This window comes from Okeania sp. SIO2B3 (assembly GCF_010672525.1).
Classification (GTDB): domain Bacteria; phylum Cyanobacteriota; class Cyanobacteriia; order Cyanobacteriales; family Microcoleaceae; genus Okeania.
This window is the reverse complement of the sequence record NZ_JAAHGH010000030.1, coordinates 48,116-69,115: the sequence shown is the minus strand read 5'-3', so window position 1 is coordinate 69,115 and position 21,000 is coordinate 48,116. Positions and strand designations below refer to the sequence as shown.

The window sequence follows — 21,000 nt, the reverse complement described above, 5'->3', positions numbered from 1 at the left end:
CACCCGAATTTACGCCTGTGAACTGGAAGGAGCCGACTCCCCAGGTTGAAGCAGGAAATAAGCTTCAATTCTGGCATTACCAGGTTTGTCCTAGTTTTGCCGGAATTGTGTAGGTATTTTACAGCAGTTGTTAATCAATACATCATCGCCCAACATTCTGAAGCTGAAATTCATAGTCGAAATTTGAAACCAGGTTCTCCTTATTTGGGGCTAAATAAATTTGAACCTGGAGATAAAGACAAGTTTTTTGGTAGAGAAAAGTGGATTATTGAATTAAGTAATGACTTAGAAAACAATAATTTACTCTTACTATTAGGAGCTTCGGGTAGTGGTAAATCTTCGTTAGTTCAAGCCGGGTTAATTCCTTATTTGTCAGATCAATGGGGAGCATCTCAGCTAGTAACAATAATTTTTGTCCCCGACAATAATCCTTTTACATCTTTCTCTGATAATTTTCCCAAAAAATATCATTCGATGTTCAACAATATTTGAGTGAAAATATAGATAAAAAAACCGCTCAAGTTATTAGTAATTAAGTTTTAGCTATTTTGTCTGTTATAGAGTAGTTATAGCAGTGGAAGGAATGATTATTAAAACTCAGACAAAGCAATATTTTTCCTTCTTCCTTCTTTTCTCTTCCTTTTACTCAACAATAAAGCGATCGCTTCGGTAGTAGAAGATTGTATCTGGAAAAAGTCAGATATTTAGCTCTGAGTTTTGAAATGATTTATGGTGCTAATAGTTATTAGTAATTAGCTTTGAGCTATTTTGTCTATTTTAGAGTAGTTATAGCAGTGGAAGGAATGATTATTAAAACTCAGACAAAGCAATATTTTTCCTTCTTTCCTCTTCCTTGTTTCTTCTACTTAACAATCAAGCGATCGCTTCGGTAGTAGAAGATTGTATCTGGAAAAAGTCAGATATTTAGATGTGAGTTTTTAAATGATTTATAGTGCTAATAGTTATGAGTAATTAGCTTTGAGCTATTTTGTCTGTTATAGAGTAGTTATAGTAGTGGAAGGAATGATTATTAAAACTCAGACAAAGCAATATTTTACCTCTTCCTTCTTTCTTCTACTTAACAATAAAGTGATAACTTCGGTAGTAGAAGATTGTATCTGGAAAAAGTCAGATATTAGCTCTGAGTTTTGAAATGATTTATGGTGCTAATAATTATTAGTAATTAGGTTTGAGCTATTTTGTCTGTTATAGAGTAGTTATAGCAGTGGAAGGAATGATTCTTAAAACTCAGACAAAGCAATATTTTTCCTTCTTCCTTCTTTCATGTTCCTTCTTCCTTCTACTTAACAATAAAGCGATCGCTTCGGTAGTAGAAGATTGTATCTGGAGAAAGTCAGATATTTAGCTGTGAGTTTTGAAATTATTTATAGTGCTAATAGTTATTAGTAATTAAGTTTTAGCTATTTTGTCTGTTATAGAGTAGTTATAGCAGTCGAAGAAAAGGTTAGGACAGATCAAAAACTGAAAATTCAGACAAAGCAATATTTTCCCTTTTCCTTCTTCCTTCTTCCCTCTTCCCTCTTCCTTCTTCCTTCTGCTTAACAATAACGAGTAACATCTTCTAAACAAACATCAGCTAAGAAAGTTAGGGCACGAAAACGTAAGGTCATTAATTCATAGTAAAAAGGATTTATTTTACATAGAGGTGGAATATGCAAAACTTTACGACCAAAGAATTTAATGTCTCTGGCAAAGGGGCATTGAGCTGGAATCAATTGACATAATTTTCTGGCAAATTCAGGATTATTAATATCTATATTCTCTATAAAGTTACGGCCTGGTTGTAGCAAAACATCAATGGGGTTTTGGGGATAATTATTGGTAGTAGTTTGCATCTTTTTACTCCTATTATTTTGAATTAATTGTAATGATGATAGAACTTTGAAAAAAAGAGAATTACGATTAGTAAATACTGCACTCAATAGCATGAGGATTTTGTCTACAGTAATCATCAAACATAGAAGCTATTTGCTGCTTCTGTCGATTAGCTATATTACCTAAAAATTCTTCATATATTTGCCAGGCAATAGGAGATTTAGCACTGTCAATATCTTGTAAATTCGTGACTGAATACGCCTGTGTAAAAGTTGTGATAATTGACCTTTCTGAACTGCTACTCAACATATCTTTTGCTCTGCTTTACTTCATATTTTTAATATACACATAACTGAAACAGATAACAATACATTTTTTATATAAAAAATATTTATCATTTATAGGCAGAGCTTATCTGCAAAACCAAATGTCTTTGAATGAAAAGTCAATAGTCTGAAGAGAGAGAATATTTTGATTAGGACTTACGTAGATACGCTATATATAGCGCTCAAAACTATTGTCCAATAGTACTTGCACTCTATAAATAGTGCCTTTGCGTAAGTCCTGTTGATAATACAGTTTCGCGATCGCTCTACAAGCAGATTTTATCTCAGTAATTAATTTTTATTTTCAAAAAGATATTTTAAATCGTAATTTCTCCTAGTAGACTGACACAGCTAAAACTGTGCAATAGACATCTCCACCAAAAGAGGGAACAGGGAACCCACTCCTAACTCTTCCCAGGAGGGGAATAATTGATAATTTATGGATAAGAATTGATTTTATTTTTGATTTTTGGAGATGTCTAATAGATTTTTGTCTCTAGGTGTCTTGATCTCCCCACCCTCCCCACACTCCACACACTCCCTACACTTCCCACACTCCCCACACTCCCCACCCTCCCAACACTCCCCCTGTTGAGGCAAAACTTAGACTGTGCTTTGATGAACTATAATTTGAGGATATTTTGCTCAAAAATTGGCCAAAAAATATATAAAGCCATCTGTGAAGGAGACTAAGAAGATAAATATGAAAATCCTGGGAATCTCAGCTTATTATCACGACAGCGCCGCCGCCCTAGTATGTGAAGGAAAAATTATTGCCGCCGCTCAAGAAGAAAGATTTTCTCGTAAAAAACACGATGCCAGATTTCCCAAAAATGCTATTTCTTATTGTCTGAAGGAAGCCAATATAGAATTACTCGACCTAGACCAAATAGTTTTCTACGACAAACCCTTAATTAAATTTGAGCGACTTCTGGAAACTTACCTAAGTTATGCTCCTAGAGGTTTTCGCTCTTTTCTGATGGCAATGCCAATTTGGTTAAAAGAAAAATTATATCTGAAAACCGTTTTAAGAAAAGAATTCTCTACACTAGGTCAGTGTAAAGCATCCCATCTTCCCCAACTGATGTTTACAGAACATCACCAAGCTCATGCAGCTTCGGCATTTTTCCCCAGTCCTTTCGACCGTGCTGCAGTAATGTGTCTGGATGGAGTCGGTGAGTGGGCGACAACTTCGGTTTGGTTGGGAGAAGGAAATAAACTTACTCCCCAGTGGGAAATAGACTTTCCCCACTCTTTGGGTTTGCTCTATTCAGCTTTTACCTATTACACAGGTTTCAAAGTCAACTCTGGGGAATACAAACTTATGGGTTTAGCTCCCTACGGAGAACCTAATTATGTAGACTTGATTTTAAATAACCTCATAGATTTAAAAGCTGATGGTACTTTCCGGTTGAATATGGAATATTTCAACTATACGACTGGGTTGACTATGACTAATGAGAAATTTGACAAACTTTTTGGCGGACCGCCTCGCAAAGCTGAAACTAAAATTAGTCAACGAGAAATGGATATTGCTGCTTCTATTCAGAGAGTGACTGAGGAAGTAGTGTTACGTCTGAGTCGAACCGTGCAAAAAGAATTGAATGCTGACTACCTTTGTTTGGCAGGGGGAGTTGCTCTCAATTGTGTGGCGAATGGTAAGATTTTACGGGAAGGAATTTTTAAAGATATTTGGATTCAACCTGCTGCGGGAGATGCTGGCGGTGCGTTGGGTGCTGCTTTAGCTATTTGGTACGAATATCACGACCAACCACGGGTAATAGAAAAGGTGGTTGAGAATATTCCAGAAAAGGAATTAATTTCTGTGGAGTCTGGAAATTCTGCTGTTTCTGTGGCAAAACCTCCTGTTTGTCCTGCTCCTAATGACATGATGCAGGGAGCTTATCTCGGACCGAAATTTGCAGATGAGGAAATTCGGGAATATCTGGATGCTATTCAGGCAAAATATGAATATTTGCCAGATACAGAATTAATGCCACGGTTAGCAGAAATTTTAAATAATGGCAATGTGGTGGGATGGTTTCAAGGTCGGATGGAGTTCGGACCCCGTGCTTTGGGAGGGCGGTCTATTATTGGTGACCCCCGGAATCAAAAAATGCAGTCGGTGATGAATTTGAAGATTAAGTACCGGGAGTCTTTTCGACCTTTTGCTCCTTCAGTTTTGGCAGAACGAGTTTCAGATTATTTTGACATTGAACATTCCAGTCCTTATATGTTGTTGGTAGCTCCCGTGCAGGAGAATTTGTTAATTCCGATGACAGAGGAGCAAAAGCAGTTATTTGGAATTGAGAAATTGAATGTACCGCGATCGGAAATTCCGGCAATTACTCATGTTGATTATTCGGCGAGAATTCAAACTATTCATCAGGAAACTAATGCTCGGTATTATGATTTGATTCGGCATTTTGAGAAATTGACGGGATGTGGGGTAATTGTGAATACTTCTTTTAATGTGCGGGGTGAACCAATTGTTTGTACGCCCGAAGATGCTTATCGGTGTTTTATGCGGACTGAGATGGATTATTTGGTGGTGGAAAATTTCTTGATGGCGAAGACTCAGCAAATTCCTTGGGAAAAGGATGAGTCTTGGAAACAGGAATTTGAATTGGATTAGAATTCAGTTATCAGTTATTAGTTATCAGCAGGGTGCGTTACACTTCATTAACGCACCCTCTCTAATTTTAGTTTTTAGTGTGTTGAACTAACACTTTTTACTAACTCATAGTTCCCATATTCTGAAAATAAATGTAATCCAAAATATTGTGCAGATCGCTTTTTTCGATAGGAGAACTCGTATATTTCTGATGTACGGAAAGGAGATTCTGATGGGAAGTAAGAAAGAGTTAATGTTTATCCGTGTTTTCCAGTATTGTCAACTCTACTGCAACTGCGATAAAATACAATTAATAGTTAAACAAAACTTACTCATCTTCAAGATTATTATGAAGCCTTTTATTCATAAAGTTATTCAATGTTATGGGATAAAGATTTTTCAAATACTGATCTTTTGCTCATTGTTAACGACGGCAGAGCAAAGTTTGTCTCATCCTGGAAATTGCAAAAGACACAACTATCGAACGGTTGATCTAATAACTTACGGAAATCGGAGTAGATACTGTTTGATCAGTACAAAGTACAATCAGCATGGGGCTATTTACGAAATTGGTATTCCACACACAGGCCATTTAACGACCATTTATAGGGGTAAAAGTGGTGATGCAATGGCAGAAACACGTTTCTCTGACAGCGGAAGTCGCTCTTCGTATCTGGATAGAACGTATGGTTCGTGGAGACGATCTGGCGATGAATTTTACTTCCAGTTTTCCTCTGGCAGTAAGATTTATATTCCTGCCTTCTGAAGGTTGAAGTTTTCAGTTTAAATATAGATAGGAGTTACTTACAATTCCTATTTTTCATATAAGGTTAAGTATAATAATGATAGTTAGCTTCAAGCATCGTGGTTTAGAACGATTTTTTGAATCGGGAACAACTCGCGGTATACAAGCTGAAGATGTTAATCGCATCCGACTGATTTTGGCAAGTTTGAATGCAGCAACTTCCCCGCAAGACATGAATTTGCCTGGATTGGTACTTCATTAATTGGCTGGCCAACGTAAAGGAACTTGGTCAGTCAAAGTATCTGGTAATTGGCGTATCACGTTCAAATTTAATGGCGTTGATGCTTCTGATGAAATGGATAATGATTTAATTGGTGCTCTAAATGAGTAATAATTCTCTAATCTATTTACTAGATCCGAATGTTTGCATTGTATATCTGAAAAACAAAAACTCTAGCGTTAATAATTATTTTCATAGACTAGAATCAGATAAAATTGCTGTTTTTTCCGTGGTCAAAGCCGAATTATTTTATGGCTCAAGACGCAGTAATAATCCTCAAAAGAGTTTAAATATACAACTATTATTTTTACGGCAGTTTGTATCTTTGCCATTTGATGATTCCTGTTTTTTTGGCATTTTTGCAAGAAAATCTGTTGGCAAAGAACCGGAGTTACTTTCCGGTTTGGCTTTCAATGTACTTCCTGAGAGTCTCCGTTGAAGCGTTTCCTGTTGTTGCACAAAAAAAGCTAGGAGTCCAAAGCGTAGGTAATTTTAGTAATAAGCGGAAATTCTTTCCTCAAATGATGTGAAGCTCTACCTTTGAGGCGCTTAATTATTACTGATGGAGCAAAAGTGGGGTCAACTTCTAAAAATAAATGTACATGGTCTGGCATTATTTCTAATGCTATTAGTCTCCAATCATGCTCAGTACATAGCTCAAAAATAATCTCTTGTAGCCTTTGCTTGACATCTCCTACTAAGAGAAACTTTCTACGCTTGGGACAAAATACATGCAGGGTAATTAATCAGTGTTACTGAGTGAGGATTTTTTCTATATTCATCTGGTTTTTTCTTTCCTAGGTCATGCTGCGCAAACATTAATCTGTAGACATATTATGTTTAATAGTGCTATTATATCTACAGGAGGTAGCAATCAATGTATGGATGTCAACAACACCTAGTCAAGAGTAACTCAGAAGTAATGGCTGTGCTTGAGTATTTATGCACAGAAGCAAATAAGTTGACAAATTGTGGGCTTTACTATTGTCGTCAAATGCTGTTTAAAGCAGGACGCTTTCTATCTAAAACCGAACTAGATTTTGAATTAAAAAGTAATCCGCATTTTAAGGCAATGCGTTCAGCCTGTGCCCAACAAACACTGCACTCTGTAATTGAGTCCTTTAACTCCTATGCCAAACTAGCTAAAATGTTCAAATCGGGAGAGCTAGTACAGAAGCCAAAACCACCAAAATATCGTAAAAAGGATGGTTTAGCAGTTGTTAGTTACCCGGCACGATGGGTTAAGTTAGTTAATGGGATGCTTAAGTTTCCTCTAGGTAAGCAAGTAAAAGCGTGGTTTGGCATTGACCATTTCTTGCTACCAATGCCTGGTAACTTAGACTTTAATCAGATCAAAGAATTTAGGTTCGTCCCTAGAAATAACTGTTTCTATCTAGAATTTGCTTATGAGCAACCACAGCCAGAAAAAGGTCAGCCAATAGCAGAAAATGTTTTGGGTATTGACCCAGGATTAAATAACTGGTTAACTTGTGTGAGTAATGTGGGGAAGGCTTTTATAGTTGATGGAAGAAAGGTTAAATCTCAAAATCAATGGTACAACAAACAAGTAGCAAAAATCAAAGCAGGTAAGCCTGGTGACTATTGGGATAATAAATTAGCCGCTATCACTGAAAAGCGCAATCGTCAGATGCGGGATAATGTGAACAAAGCAGCCAGATTTGTTATCAACTGGTGTATTGAGCATCAAATAGGTACAATAGTTTTTGGGTGGAATCAACGCCAAAAAGACAGTATTAACATAGGTAAGAAAAATAACCAACAGTTTGTTCAAATACCAACAGCCAAGTTAAAAGCCAGGATAACTGAATTATCTGAGCAGTATGGGATTAAGTTCGTTGAGACTGAGGAAAGCTATACGAGTAAAGCTAGTTTTTTAGATGATGATTTTCTGCCGAAATTTGGTGAAAAACCCGAAAGGTGGGAAGCATCAGGAAAGCGTGTTAACCGTGGCTTGTACCGTTCGGCAACAGGTAAATTGATTAATGCAGATGCTAACGGTGCAGCTAATATTATCAAAAAAGTAGCAACACAGCTAAGTATTGACTTAGCCAAGGTTAGTAGGGAAGTTTTGATGCTTCCACAACGATACAAGTTAGAGAATCTAACTAAAAAATATCGTAAACAGTGCGTTGCGTGGCAATAGCGCCCGTATCAGCACATCCGCTTAGAATCCAGGGTGTTTTAACCCCTGGAGACATCAAAAATCTACGCATAGTTTATTTCCATCTTAGGGTGAAAAAAAGTGCGTCTGTTTGAGTCTAGAATGCTCAAAAAGCTTACAGGGTGACAATTTTTTAAGGCTTTTGGTATATTTACCGAAATTTGGCTCAACCAGCAAACCCATTACCACATCTGGCAAGCAAAAATGACTCTCGGTGATATTGAGGTCAAGGGTTTGTCGGCAATTTTATCTGCCTTGATCCAGTCTCACAATTCAGTGCAGCAGAGGGATGAGCGATCGCTCCTACTAATATCTTTCATTCCCATAAAGCGATATAGCTGCCGCACTTACTCCGCCAACGCTTCAAAAACTTCTATATCTCAAAATGATTTATTATCTTAAGCTTTACTTATATTTTTTAGTCTCTTAGTTTGAAAATTTTTAATTTTGTCATCAAACCCTGACAAAACAGCAGAAAATTTGTCTGATTCAGCTAACGAGTTTTCAATATTTTTAGCTCTTTTGCTCGGTTGTGTGATACTATAAATCGTAGAATAATCCAAGGGTAAGTATTGCTTAAGAGAATTTTGAAGCTTGAAATACCGATTATTTCGTTTTTTTCAAAGGAAAATAGTCTTAAGTTCTTCAACAAGAATGACAAATTTTTCTCTCCTAACTTTTCGGCAGTTTGATAAATTGACAATTTTGTGGTATGCGGAAAGAATAAGCATAAGGCCGATTAGTTTCTGTAGAGAGGGTTGAGGAATGGCCAGTTGGCCGAGCATCTCCAAGGGAGAATACCCAACATTGACAAATATTTGCTGGGAATCACTACCGTTCTACCCAACTTACATTGACTTTTCATAACTTTTCTGCTACGAGTTAAAAGTTAATAAAATATTGATTTATGGATAACTAATGAGCGATCGCGAGATACCGAAAATTGATAAGAAGGGTCTCAGGGAGTTTGGTCTAATAGTGGGTGGTGTTTTTGGTGGTTTATTCGGTCTATTACTACCGTTACTCCACAGACATTGGCCTCCTCCTGCATGGCCTTGGATAATTGCTACTCCTCTATTGGTATTGGCAATTGTTTCACCCCCTACTTTGGGACCTGTTTATAAGTTTTGGATGCGGGTAGGAATTTTCCTGAGTAAAATAATGACTCCTCTGTGGATGGGGTTAGTGTTTTATCTTGTAGTTATGCCAATGGGTTTGATTATGCGAATGTTTAAAAAAGACCCTATGGAGCGACAATTGAATACTGAAACTTCAACTTATCGGGTGATGAGTCAATTAAAAACTAGAGAAAGTATGGAGCGACCTTTTTAAATGTTTGAAGGAATATTAGACTTTCTCAAAGACCTTTGGGGTTTTATGGGAGAGAGGAAAAAGTATTGGTTATTGCCTTTGATTATTACTTTAGTTTTGTTAGGAGCTTTGATTGTTCTGAGTCAGTCTTCTGTAATTGCTCCGTTTATTTATACTTTGTTTTAATCTGGCTATGCTGGCAGTAAAGAAGAAAGGAAAAAGTTTTTTTTTTGAACTTTACCTATTTCTTCCTTGACGGAAAATTTTGGGTAAATAGCTTCTGCTTTTGAGGGGATAAAAAAAAGAGAATATTCTATCTTTCTAGTAGAAGGTTTTAGCTCAAGGTACTGATAACTGAAGTTACGGAAAATTTTGGGTAAATAGCTTCTGCTTTTGAGAGGAGAAAAAAAGAGAATATTCTATATTTCCATTTCTAGCAGAAGGTTTTAGCTAGAGGTACTGATAACTGAATTTCCATTTTTAGCAGAAGGTTTTAGCTAGAGGTACTGATGACTGAAGTTACGGAAAATTTTGGGTAAATAGTCTCTGCTTTTGAGGGGAGAAAAAAAGAGAATATTCTATATTTCCATTTCTAGCAGAAGGTTTTATCTAAAGGTACTGATGACTGAAGTTACGGAAAATTTTGGGTAAATAGTCTCTGCTTTATTTCCATTTCTAGCAGAAGGTTTTAGCTAAAGGTACTGATGACTGAAGTTACGGAAAATTTTGGGTAAATAGTCTCTGCTTTTGAGAGGAGAAAAAAAGAGAATATTCTATATTTTCATTTCTAGTAGAAGGTTTTAGCTAGAGGTACTGATAACTGAATTTCCATTTTTAGCAGAAGGTTTTAGCTAAAGGTACTGATGACTGAAGTTACGGAAAATTTTGGGTAAATAGTCTCTGCTTTTGAGGGGATAAAAAAAAGAGAATATTCTATATTTCCATTTCTAGCAGAAGATTTTAGCTAGAGGTAGTGATAACTGAAATTACCGAAAATTTTGGGTAAATACTCTCTGCTTTTGAGAGGATAAAAAAAAGAGAATATTCTATATTTCCATTTCTAGCAGAAGATTTTAGCTAGAGGTACTGATAACTGAATTTCCATTTTTAGCAGAAGGTTTTAGCTAGAGGTACTGATAACTGAAGTTACGGAAAATTTTGGGTAAATAGTCTCTGCTTTTGAGGGGATAAAAAAAAGAGAATATTCTATATTTCCATTTCTAGCAGAAGGTTTTAGCTAGAGGTAGTGATAACTGAAATTACCGAAAATTTTGGGTAAATACTCTCTGCTTTTGAGAGGATAAAAAATATGTTTTTCAGGTAAGCATTCAGCTATCAGCATTTCCAGCAGAAGATTTCAGCTAGAGGTACTGATAACTGTTAACTGATAACTGTTAACTGAAAAGTTGGGTTTATCCTGCGGATAAACTCCGCTAATTTTCCTCAACCCAATCTACACGATCAAAATACAAAAAAATTATAGCTGAGAGGATGATTAAACTAAAAACTTTGGCGGTAAATTTAGGTATGATTTTCGCCAGTTTATTTGTTGGGGTAGCGATCGCTGAAGTAGGAGCAAGAATTGCTGGTTTGGAGGGTTTAAAAAAAATGCCTGAAAGTACCCACGCAGAATTTTATCCTACGTTTCATACTATTCCTCATCCTGTTAGAGGTTGGGAATATAGAGGAAATGTTTCTGGTTGGTGGACGAGTGAAGGGAAGGCTTATTTAGAGTTTAATAGTCATGGTCTTAGAGGACCGGAAATTACTAAGGCAAAACCAGAAAATACTCTAAGAATTGCTGTACTTGGAGATTCTTTTACTTCAGCAGTGCAGGTTTCTTATCAGCAAACTTTTGTAGCAGTCATGGAGAAAGAATTGGGAAAATGTACCGATTTAAAAAGTCAAAAAGTAGAGGTAATTAATTTTGGAGTGGATGGTTATGGTACAGCCCAACAATTATTAACTCTCCGAGAAAAAGTCTGGGATTTTCAGCCTGATATTGTGCTTTTAGCTTTTTTTATTGGCAATGATGTTACAGATAATTCTCGAAAGTTAGAAAATAATCATTATCGACCTTTTTTTGTTTATGAAAATGGGAAGTTAGAATTAGATTTATCTTTTAGACAGCTAACTATTAGTCAAGCAAACCGCTACATGATTACTACAGTCGATAAATTACCAACTTGGCTAGTAAATAATGTCAGAATTTTACAAATTATCAAAAAAGTAGAGGCAGACCAAAAGAAGAGAAATGCTGCTAGACACTTTGAAAATTTACAAGCAAATAATTTTAGAGAACCGCCAAATTCTGCTTGGCAAGAAGCTTGGAAAATTACTGATGAACTAATCGGAACTATGGCAAAAGAAGTACAAGAAAAAGGTGCAGAATTTAGAATAGCTACAGTGATGACTCCGATGCAAGTTCATCCAAATCAAGAATGGCGAGAAGGATATATGAAAATTATGAATATTAAAGACTGGTCATATCCAATAAAAAGACTGAAAAGTTTAGGAGAAACTCATAATTTTTCTGTGATTGATTTAGTGGAACCTTTTGATAATTATGTTCGGGAAAATCCTGTTTGTTTTCATGGGTTTAAAAATACGACAATGTGTACGGGACATTGGAATGCTATAGGACATAAGTTGGCAGGTGAAATTATTGCTGAAAAGTTATGTCAGGGGTTATAGGGGAGTATGGGGAGTGTGGGGAATAGTAAACAGCTAATTAACTCTCAAAGTATTGACCTATAAAGACTTTAGCCTTTTTATGTGGAAAATAGTGCAAGGTTTTCGGTCTCTAGAGCTACAAAAAAGTTAGTATTTTGGGCAAGAGTTGGACAGAAAAATCAAGAGACATCTTCTACGGATGATTAGTTATTTTAGGTCATTGCAACTGGAACGGAGTGAAAGTAATACCATTTCTCCATGAAGTTGCACTTAATATAAAGATGAGAATAGTTAGTGTAATAAGGTCTGAGCAACAATTATTAAGCGCATTGTTACCAAAAAATTGGGTTTAAAGCCTCGCCCATAAGCGGGCGACTTTTTGGTTGTTTTTTTTAATAAATATGTTATCATAGTGCTAGTTCAGATAGGAATTATGAAAGCTAGATTTAGGTATCGTATTTATCCAACAACGGGGCAAAAACACCAATTAGCCAAGCTATTTGGTTGTGTCAGTGTGGTTTGGAATGATAGTCTAGCTTCCTGCCAAGAAAAGTATAAACTAGAAGAAAATAAACCCACTAATTCTGAACTAGAAAAACAGTTGATCACATCTGCTAAAAAAACTGAAAATAGAGAGTGGTTATCAGAGGTTTCTGCTATACCATTGCAGCAATCATTGAATGATTTAAACCAGGCTTATCAAAACTTTTTTAGATCGACTAAAGGTCAAAGAAAAGGTAGACCTATTAAACCTCCTAAATTTAAAAGTAGAAAGTCAAAGCAAACTGCGAGGTTTACACTCGTGAGGATTTAAAGTTGGTCAACACAAAGTTTATTTAGCTAAGATTGGAAAGCTGAAAATAGTATGGTCAAGAGAGTTACCTGCTCCTCCATCATCAGTAACAGTAATTAAAGATTCAGCTCATAGATATTTCTTGAGTTTTGTAGTAGAAATACAACCAGAAATTTTACCTAAAACTGATAACTCAGTAGGTATAGATTTAGGTATTAAAACCTTTGCTACATTTAGTGACGGTACAAAGGTTGATGATCCTAAGCCACTAAAGAAACGAATTAAGAAGTTAAGAAAGTTAAGTAAGTCATTATCTCATAAAACTAAAGGCTCTAAGAGGTATGAAAAAGCCAGGATTAGAGTAGCTAAATTCAATGGCAAACTGAAAGATACAAGAACAGATTTTCTACATAAATTATCTACTGAAATAATTCGTGAAAACCAAACAGTTGTTTTAGAAGTATAACAACGTTTCTGGTATGGTGAAAAACCGTAAATTATCCAGAGCAATTTCTGATTTAGGTTGGAGAACCCATACGGACATTCTTAGAAGGGAAAGCAGAAAAATATGGTCGTGATTTTAGAGTAATTAATCGCCCTTGAACCCACATCTCAAACTTGCTCTAGCTGTGGATTCAAAGGTGGAAAGTTAGACCTGAAGGTGCGAGAATGGGAGTGTCTCAACTGCGGTGCAAAACATGTTCTTAGACGAGAATGCAGCAATAAATATATTAGTCGCGGGCGGGCAGTCCGAGACAAAAAAGCGCACCGAACCCGCGCCGCCGAAAGGCGCAAGGGAACGCGGAGCAAGAAACGGACGTGGAGGCAAGTGTAACCCACCCCCATCCCCTCCCGGGAGGGGAGCAAAAGGGGTGGGTGCAGCAGCCTGTGAGACGTCAACCCGCCGAGGAGTTACGGCTCGGTAGGAATCCCCGTGCCTAACAGCCGGGGAGGATGTCAAAAAGAAATGGTATAAGTAATCTCAGGGGTTGTGCGAGATTGCTTCCTATTGTCGCAATGACGACTTTTGTACAAAAGTCGCGATCGCTCAGACAAATATACTATTTTTAGTTGAATAAAAAGTCATGCGTAGGGGCGAGCAACCCCCAATAACATTTATCATATCACAAAAATTGTGAGGGTGGAACCGAAAATCCTTTGAGCCGCCGTTTTTTTAGGAGCTTAATAAAATGAAAAAAATTGTGGTTTTCCACCCTAGGAGAGATAGATGGAAAGATTTGATGATGGGAAAAACAGATATGTCTTCAAGCTTCACAAAATGACGATATTTCTAGTATTTATCCTGGGAAAAATGCCTGAATATTTAATTGTGTCTCAGTCAGGAAATTTAGTTGAATAAAAAGTCATGTGTAGGGGGCGAACAACACCCAATAACATTTATCATATCACAAAAATTGTGAGGGTGGAACCGAAAATCCTTTGAGTCGCCGATTTTTTTCAGGAGCTTAATAAAATGAAAAAAATTGTGGTTTTCCAACCTAGGAGAGATAGATGGAAAGATTTAATGATGGGAAAAATCTGATTCTAATCTTAAAAGTAGGGGAGTAAGGGAGCATTTTTCTATCTCAGAACTTACGCATTTTTCCAACAAAAACACTATATATACCATAGTACTATAGTTTTTATCTACTATATGTAGCGCCTTTGCGTAAGTCCTAAATCTTTTTCCTGTATTGCCTCTATTCCACTCCCAACTTGTAACTCAAAAATTTTTACGCGGGCGAAGATACCAAATGGCTTCTATATATATGTAGATATAATCCGGCTAAAAAGTGGTCATTGCGAGGATAGGAGGCAATCTCAGGGATTTTCAAGATTGCTTCGTTCCACTCCGTTCTAGTCGCAATGACCTACAATAACTAATTTAGGACGTTACGCACCTACAACGTATTTTCGTCATTGCTTCCCTATGGGTCGCAATCTCAAATCCTAGTTTTTCGTACCTTATGCGTAAGTCCTGTAATTATTAGAATTTGATATGACTGAAAAAAGTTTCTCTACTGTATCTCCAGAAATTAGAAAATTACCCCAATTGTTGATACTTTCAGGTACTATATGTAACTTAGTTTTTAACTTAACTTATTGTCAATACTAAAACTAAGAATAATTTCTTGCTCAACTAACCTTTATATAATGAAAAAATTTAAGAATTTAGCCATCAATTTAGGATTAACAGTCAGCACATTAATATTTGCTGTAACAGTGGCAGAAATAGGTTTAAGAATAGCAAAAATAGAAACACCTCCACCACCAAGAGAAGAATCTAATCAAGAACTTTTATATACAGCAAAAGATCCGAATAGAGGTTGGGCAGGAAATCCGAATCAAACATCATTTTGGACAGGAGAAGGCATACCTTCTGAGCTGAAAATGAATAGTGGAGGATTTCGTGATTATGAACGTAGTAAAACTCAACCTAAAAATGGATTAAGAATTGCTTTATTAGGAGATTCTTTTACAGAAGCAATTCATGTCAAATTGGAGGATAGTTATGGTGCAATTATGGAGCAAAAATTACAACAATGTCCTGTCTTGAAAGACCGGAAAGTTGAGGTAATGAATTTTGGCGTACAGGGTTATGGAACAGCTCAAGAATTGATGACTTTAAGGCATCATGTTTGGGATTATTCACCAGATTTAGTAATATTAGCTTTTTATGCTGGTAATGACCTCCGTAATAATTATCGCGCTTTAGAACACGATCATCTCAGACCTTATTTTGTTTACCAAGATGGTCAACTTGTTGAAGATATGTCATTCCGCGATTTAAAATTTTGGGATAGAGACCGTTATAATTTTTCTCTAGTAGATTTTTTACCATTTTGGTCTGTGCAAAATTCTCGGATTTTACAACTAATTAGAAAGGTAGATATTGATGCTAAACGCCGTCAGTTTGAAAAAGATTATAGTGACATTAATCTAGCTTTTTACAAAGAACCACAACCAAATTCAGATTGGGAAGAAACCTGGAAAGTCACTGAAGGTTTAATCAAACTAATGAGGGATGAAGTATATGATCAAGGGGCAGATTTTATGGTAATAACAACCAGTGATTCTTATCAAGTTTTACCGGATATTCAAAAGCGTGATGGATTTAGAAAATCTTTGAATGTACCAAATTTATTCTATCCAGATATCCGATTAAAAAAGTTTGGTAAACAGGAAAATATACCAGTTTATACTTTTAGAAGGACCTATTGGGATGAAGCAAAAAAAACGGGTAAATGTTTGCATGGTTTTGATAATGCGGTTCCTTGTGGAGGTCATTGGAATATAGAAGGTCATAAATTTGTAGGAGAAATAATGACAAATTATTTGTGTGAACGATATACTACTCAATTAAGCAAAAGGTAAACCCACTAAATTTATTTATGGAATTTGTTAAGGATGCTTTATACCAAATCACTTTGTTTCTCAAAATAATTCTTTTTTTTGCTTTTCATAAATTAAAATACTTGCTGGAAACACTTTTTTTATTGGTAATCGAAAAAAGTTTCAGTAGGTTGAAAAATTAATACAGCATTTTTCTACAGACACGAAGTACTTATGTTTATGGTTTTAGGGAATAGGTAGCAGGAAAGATGGGGAGGCAGAATAGGAAACAAACAAAAAAATATTTACCCCGTTGGCCATACCACATAGACCGCGGAATATGCTGTAATTAATAATTAAAAATTATCTTTTTATCTCTCTTGAAAATGCATGGGATTAGGGAATAGAATTTTTTGTCTTTATTTCTTCTTTAAAGTAAGAAGATTTATAGTAGTGGAAGGAAAGTTGAAGACATATCAAAAATTTATACTAAATTGATAAATATTTGTTACGAATAGCTAGAATATTTCTTAGGAGTCAGGAGTTAGAATGAATGGCTTTAATAGGAGTTTTTATGTCTGAATTTATCTTTTTAGTTTAAGAGATATCTCCTATAAAGTAGAGGCGTTAACGGAGTTATGCGGTAGCAAAACGCCCCTACTGTGGTCTACCTAAATGAAAACCACTGTAAAACTCAGACAAGGCAATATCTTTCCTTCTTCCTTCTTCCTTCTGATATAAACCTTAATTATTCGGTAAATAAAAACTTAGCAATGCCATGAAAAATTTTAAATGGATACAAGGAATCAAAACAGGATTCAGTCTAGTTACTATTAACTTAGTTTTAGGATTTATAGGGTTAGAGATTGTATCATTAGGTTTTTATTATTCTCAGGAAAATAGACTATTTTATACGAGAGAAAATACTATTTCCAAAGTAAGAGAAGACTTGGAAAAAACTGGAACCAGACTGGGTGCAGATTTAAATAATGAATCAATACTAGAGCGAATACATCCGTTTTTTGGCTATGTACTAAAAGCAGGAAGTTTTACCCATGAAGAATCGGGAATAAGAATTAATAATTATGGTTTTGTCTCTCAGTACAATTATCCTTTTATTAAAAACAATAAGAATCAATTTATTATTGGTATATTTGGCGGTTCAGTTGCGAATAATTTTGCCGTCGGTCTGAATATTAATCAATCCAGAGGTAATGAAGAATTTATCAATAACTTAAAAACGATACCTGAGTTAGCAGATAAAGAAATAATCATCCTATGTTTTTCGGGGGGAGGTTATAAACAACCACAGCAATTATTGATTTTAAATTATTTTCTTTCTATCGGCCAAGAATTTGATATGGTTATCAATATAGATGGTTTTAATGAAGTAGCTCTATCTCATCAAAATAATCAAGCAAAAATAAAATTAACTCTGCCAAGCATACAACATATTTTACCTTTAACAAGGTTAGCTAGTGATGATTTGTCTGTAATGAAGGCAATTGTTCAAATTAGCGAATTGAAACAGAGTTTATCAACTGCTATTAATAAATTAGAAAGTTGTAAACTAGCTTCGTGTCATAGTTTGAGAAGTTTGCAAGTAAAAGGATTATTAGAAAGCTATCAAAAAGAGATTATTAAATACGATCGACAGATAGCTCGAAATTCTCAAACTCTTGATAGTAACAGTCTAGTACATTTGAATAAGATGCCTGAAGTATTAGAAGATGAGGTGGCTTTTGAGAAGATAGCAGAAAATTGGTATGAATCATCACTAACAATGAGTCATATTTTAGCCGAGAGAAATAAATGGTATTTTCACTTTATTCAACCCAATCAATATTATCCTACTGAAAGAGTTTTTAGCCCGGAAGAAAAGGTTCTAATTATTGAAGGACATCCTTATTCAACAGGAGTAAAAAAAGGTTATCCCATGTTATTTTCTAAGATTAGTGGGTTACGAGAAGCGAAGGTCAATATATTTAATGGTGTGAATATTTTTGATGAAGAAAAAGAAGTAGTTTATCGAGATGCTTGCTGCCACTATAATTTTCTTGGAGATACAATTTTAGAAAATTTTGTTGCTAATTCCATCAAAAATGTAATGGAGAATCAAGAGAAAAATTAGAATAATAGGAAGCATTTCCGTTTGTCATGCTGCGCAAACAGTGGTCAGCGGTCAGCTATTAGCTTTATTACCTTTAGTGGGAATTTAAGCTCGTTGTTCTTGTGCTTCAATTTATGGATTGAAAATGTAGTAGAGCTTAAGCGAATGCTTGCTTCATTTATGAAAGATATCAGAGCTAACTGCTAATAGGTGAATGCTTACTTTGAAGGAAAGGAAACTGAGATACTAAAAGATTAAAGCTCAGACAACGTCAGATTTTTCCAACTTCAGTCTTTCTTTCTTATTCCTTTTTCCTTCTGCTACATTATCTAGCTTAAAATTGAAAGTTAGTTAATATGAAATATCAAAAAGAATGCTATGAATAATTTCCCTGCTTAAAAGACTTTACCGAGAAATGTCGATTTGAATAAAAACAGGATTTGACTCTAACTAAATGGTAAGCATTTCCTGCGGAATGCTGCGCAAACAGCTATCAGCTTCATTAGCTTGAATTGTATGGGTTAAAAACTCAAAACAAGTCTTTCTTGTGCTTCAATTTATGGGTGGAAAATGTAGTATAAGTTAAACGAATTTTTACTTCATTCATTAAAAAGCTGTTTGCGTAGCATTCCGTAGGAAGAGCTGACCGCTAATAGCTGAATGCTGACACTAAATGATATATAGACTATTCCTACTAAACATCTCCAATAATCAAAAATCAAATCAATTATCCCACTCTTATTCATCAATTCTTTCTCCCTGGTCCCTGCTTTCTACTCCCTCTTGTGGAGGAGATGTCTACTGATACCATTTCTCTGTAACAATGGACTTAATAATTGTTGCTCAGACCTTATTAAGCTGACTATTCTCATCTTTATATTAAGTGCAACTTCATAGAGAAATGGTATGACTCGGTCCTCCTGGAAACAGTCTAATTATTGCTCTGCTGATTAAATCTAAAAGCATTGACATATAACAGACAAGTGCCTTTTTGGGGCCTTTAAAAAGTGCATGGTATCATGTCTAAAACGCTCATGCATGGAGCGTATTTTAGGCGCATAGTTGGGCAGAAAAATCACTCTTATACCAATTTCATAAAATATTGCAAAGCGTGACGACACAGGGAACAGGGAACACCTGAACTGTGGCTAGTGAAAGAAAAACATAAATATTAAAGAGGAAAAAAGGTGGAAATTTTAGAATTTATGGAATTTATAATTTTTTCTTTTATGAATAAATCACAAATTAAGATGTAACTGCCTTTTTTGAATTTGGTATTACAATTCTTACTCCTACCTCCTCGCTCCCAAGCCATTTCTCCCCTCCTGGGAGGGGGAGGGGCGAGGGGTGGGTTGTCTCCTGTCTCCTACAAAGAGCAAAAAGACTTTCCATACGCAAACCCTAAGTATTTGTAGCAAAAATTTTAGTATTTCATATAAGTAGAGAAAATGAAAAAGCGACAAAATTTAGCAGTAAATATAGGAATAACAATAGTTACATTTATATTTGCTGTGATAGTGGTAGAAGTAGGATTAAGAATATTAGGAATTGCATATCCCCCACCACCCAGAACAGATGAAAAATCAGAAAATAAATCTCTATATACTACTAAAGATCCAAATAGAGGTTGGGCAGGAAATCCTAATGCTACAGCATTTTGGAAAGGAGAAGGTATACCTTCAGAATTAAAAATGAATAGTGGAGGGTTTCGTGATTATGAACGTAGTAAAACTCAACCTGAAAATGGATTAAGAATTGCTTTATTAGGAGATTCTTTTACAGAAGCATTTCATGTCAAATTGGAGGATACTTATGGTGCAATTATGGAGCAAAAATTACAACAATGTCCTGTCTTGAAAGACCGAAAAGTTGAGGTAATGAATTTTGGCGTACAGGGTTATGGAACAGCTCAAGAATTGATGACTTTAAGGCATCATGTTTGGGATTATTCACCAGATTTAGTAATATTAGCTTTTTATGCCGGTAACGACCTCCGGAATAATTATCGTCCTCTTGACCACGACCATCTCAGACCTTATTTTGTCTATAAAAATGGTCAGTTAGAATTAGATATGTCATTCCGGACAATGAAACCTTGGTCAAGAGGTCGTTATGTTTTTTCAATGGTTGATATATTACCAATTTGGTTAGTCAAAAATTCCCGAATTTTACAGCTAATTAGAAAGGTTGATATGGATGCTAAACCACGTCAATTTTTAAATGATTATGGCAAAACTATTGTTTCTTTTTATCGAAAACCTGAATCAAATTCTGACTGGGATCAAGCTTGGAAAGTAACGGAAGATTTAATTCGGTTAATGAGGGATGAAGTCTATGAAAAGAATGGAGATTTTATGTTAATTGCAGTTAGTGATTCTCATCAGGTGCATCCCAGTTTGGAACACCGTGAAAAATTTAAAAATTCTCATAATTTGTCAGATTTATATTATCCAGACCGGAGAATAGAAGCGTTTGGTAAACAAGAAAATATTCCAGTTTATATTTTATCTGGACCATTAGCAGATGAAGCGCAAAAAACAGGTAAGTGTTTATATGGATTTGATAATGCAGAACCTTGTGGAGGTCATTGGAATATAGAAGGTCATAAATTTGTGGGGGAAATAATGTCAAATTATTTGTGCAAAATGTATGATTTCACAGGAGTCAGGAGTCAGTAGGTAGAAAGGAGTTTTTCAGTGACTTTAGAGTTAAAAATAGGTATAATTCGCCACTATATGTTTTGGGTGAAAATTTACCACTAAATACCTGGACAGAATTAATTGTACATTTTTGATTG

General features: G+C 35.5%; 20 protein-coding genes and 2 pseudogenes. 19 read left to right on the top strand and 3 right to left on the bottom strand.

The genetic code is table 11. The annotated features are described in order from the left end of the window. Nucleotides 1–105 precede the first annotated feature (105 nt). A complete protein-coding gene (locus tag F6K15_RS20105; protein WP_293063577.1) occupies nucleotides 106–492 on the top strand; it encodes a hypothetical protein in 387 nt (128 codons plus the stop codon). Between the two features lie 1,067 nt (nucleotides 493–1,559). Here F6K15_RS20105 and F6K15_RS20100 read toward each other — a convergent pair. Together F6K15_RS20100 and F6K15_RS20095 are read right to left on the bottom strand one after the other, a co-directional pair. Next, entirely contained in the window at nucleotides 1,560–1,856 is a 297-nt protein-coding gene (locus F6K15_RS20100) for a Mo-dependent nitrogenase C-terminal domain-containing protein (protein ID WP_293063575.1), read from the bottom strand. Nucleotides 1,857–1,923: 67 nt separating this feature from the next. Beyond that, nucleotides 1,924–2,145, bottom strand: coding sequence for a CP12 domain-containing protein (locus F6K15_RS20095; protein WP_293063573.1), 222 nt, complete (start codon nucleotides 2,143–2,145; stop codon nucleotides 1,924–1,926). Nucleotides 2,146–2,865: 720 nt separating this feature from the next. Between F6K15_RS20095 and F6K15_RS20090 the strand changes: the two genes are divergently transcribed. The 5 genes from F6K15_RS20090 (at nucleotide 2,866) to F6K15_RS20070 (ending at nucleotide 6,240) form a co-directional block, all read left to right on the top strand. Next, nucleotides 2,866–4,797, top strand: coding sequence for a carbamoyltransferase (locus tag F6K15_RS20090; RefSeq protein WP_293063571.1), 1,932 nt, complete (start codon nucleotides 2,866–2,868; stop codon nucleotides 4,795–4,797). A gap of 599 nt (nucleotides 4,798–5,396) precedes the next feature. Beyond that, a complete protein-coding gene (locus tag F6K15_RS20085; RefSeq protein ID WP_293063570.1) occupies nucleotides 5,397–5,549 on the top strand; it encodes a hypothetical protein in 153 nt (50 codons plus the stop codon). A gap of 69 nt (nucleotides 5,550–5,618) precedes the next feature. Next, complete coding sequence (locus tag F6K15_RS20080; RefSeq protein ID WP_293063568.1) at nucleotides 5,619–5,783, top strand: type II toxin-antitoxin system RelE/ParE family toxin; 165 nt, start codon at nucleotides 5,619–5,621, stop codon at nucleotides 5,781–5,783. Continuing rightward, nucleotides 5,784–5,912, top strand: coding sequence for a hypothetical protein (locus F6K15_RS20075; protein WP_293063566.1), 129 nt, complete (start codon nucleotides 5,784–5,786; stop codon nucleotides 5,910–5,912). It abuts the gene before it with no gap. Next, a complete protein-coding gene (locus F6K15_RS20070; RefSeq protein WP_293063564.1) occupies nucleotides 5,905–6,240 on the top strand; it encodes a type II toxin-antitoxin system VapC family toxin in 336 nt (111 codons plus the stop codon). The genes F6K15_RS20075 and F6K15_RS20070 overlap by 8 nt, the downstream gene beginning before the upstream one ends. Here the strand turns inward: F6K15_RS20070 and tnpA are convergent. Beyond that, nucleotides 6,193–6,544: pseudogene (gene tnpA, locus F6K15_RS20065) on the bottom strand (IS200/IS605 family transposase). The gene F6K15_RS20070 and the pseudogene tnpA overlap by 48 nt on opposite strands. Before the next feature lie 134 nt (nucleotides 6,545–6,678). On the opposite strand from tnpA, the gene F6K15_RS20060 reads away from it, so the two are divergent. From F6K15_RS20060 to F6K15_RS20000, 13 genes and pseudogenes are all read left to right on the top strand, one after another. After that, entirely contained in the window at nucleotides 6,679–7,965 is a 1,287-nt protein-coding gene (locus tag F6K15_RS20060; protein ID WP_293063562.1) for a transposase, read from the top strand. 222 nt (nucleotides 7,966–8,187) lie between these two features. Further along, nucleotides 8,188–8,385, top strand: a complete 198-nt coding sequence (locus F6K15_RS20055) for a hypothetical protein (protein ID WP_293063560.1) — start codon at nucleotides 8,188–8,190, stop codon at nucleotides 8,383–8,385. Nucleotides 8,386–8,901: 516 nt separating this feature from the next. Further along, the gene (locus F6K15_RS20050; protein WP_124146027.1) at nucleotides 8,902–9,315 is read left to right on the top strand and encodes an SxtJ family membrane protein; all 414 of its coding nucleotides are present in this window, start codon (nucleotides 8,902–8,904) and stop codon (nucleotides 9,313–9,315) included. Next, the gene (locus F6K15_RS20045; RefSeq protein ID WP_192901158.1) at nucleotides 9,316–9,480 is read left to right on the top strand and encodes a DUF5989 family protein; all 165 of its coding nucleotides are present in this window, start codon (nucleotides 9,316–9,318) and stop codon (nucleotides 9,478–9,480) included. Between the two features lie 1,305 nt (nucleotides 9,481–10,785). Next, on the top strand, nucleotides 10,786–11,988 hold the full coding sequence (locus F6K15_RS20040; RefSeq protein WP_293063553.1) for an SGNH/GDSL hydrolase family protein: 1,203 nt from the start codon (nucleotides 10,786–10,788) through the stop codon (nucleotides 11,986–11,988). A gap of 412 nt (nucleotides 11,989–12,400) precedes the next feature. After that, nucleotides 12,401–12,781, top strand: coding sequence for a helix-turn-helix domain-containing protein (locus F6K15_RS20035; protein WP_293063552.1), 381 nt, complete (start codon nucleotides 12,401–12,403; stop codon nucleotides 12,779–12,781). A 31-nt stretch (nucleotides 12,782–12,812) separates the two neighbouring features. Then, complete coding sequence (locus F6K15_RS20030) at nucleotides 12,813–13,226, top strand: transposase (protein WP_363268345.1); 414 nt, start codon at nucleotides 12,813–12,815, stop codon at nucleotides 13,224–13,226. 126 nt (nucleotides 13,227–13,352) lie between these two features. Then, a pseudogene (locus F6K15_RS20025) lies at nucleotides 13,353–13,418 on the top strand (hypothetical protein); the annotation flags it as partial. 40 nt (nucleotides 13,419–13,458) lie between these two features. After that, a complete protein-coding gene (locus tag F6K15_RS20020) occupies nucleotides 13,459–13,686 on the top strand; it encodes a hypothetical protein (RefSeq protein WP_293063550.1) in 228 nt (75 codons plus the stop codon). Between the two features lie 302 nt (nucleotides 13,687–13,988). Next, a complete protein-coding gene (locus F6K15_RS20015) occupies nucleotides 13,989–14,120 on the top strand; it encodes a hypothetical protein (RefSeq protein ID WP_293063548.1) in 132 nt (43 codons plus the stop codon). A gap of 794 nt (nucleotides 14,121–14,914) precedes the next feature. Next, the gene (locus F6K15_RS20010) at nucleotides 14,915–16,135 is read left to right on the top strand and encodes an SGNH/GDSL hydrolase family protein (RefSeq protein WP_293063546.1); all 1,221 of its coding nucleotides are present in this window, start codon (nucleotides 14,915–14,917) and stop codon (nucleotides 16,133–16,135) included. A gap of 736 nt (nucleotides 16,136–16,871) precedes the next feature. Further along, nucleotides 16,872–18,224 (top strand): hypothetical protein, encoded by a 1,353-nt coding sequence (locus F6K15_RS20005; protein ID WP_293063544.1) that lies wholly within the window; start codon nucleotides 16,872–16,874, stop codon nucleotides 18,222–18,224. A gap of 1,427 nt (nucleotides 18,225–19,651) precedes the next feature. Further along, entirely contained in the window at nucleotides 19,652–20,881 is a 1,230-nt protein-coding gene (locus tag F6K15_RS20000) for an SGNH/GDSL hydrolase family protein (protein ID WP_293063542.1), read from the top strand. The last annotated feature ends 119 nt before the right edge of the window (nucleotides 20,882–21,000 follow it).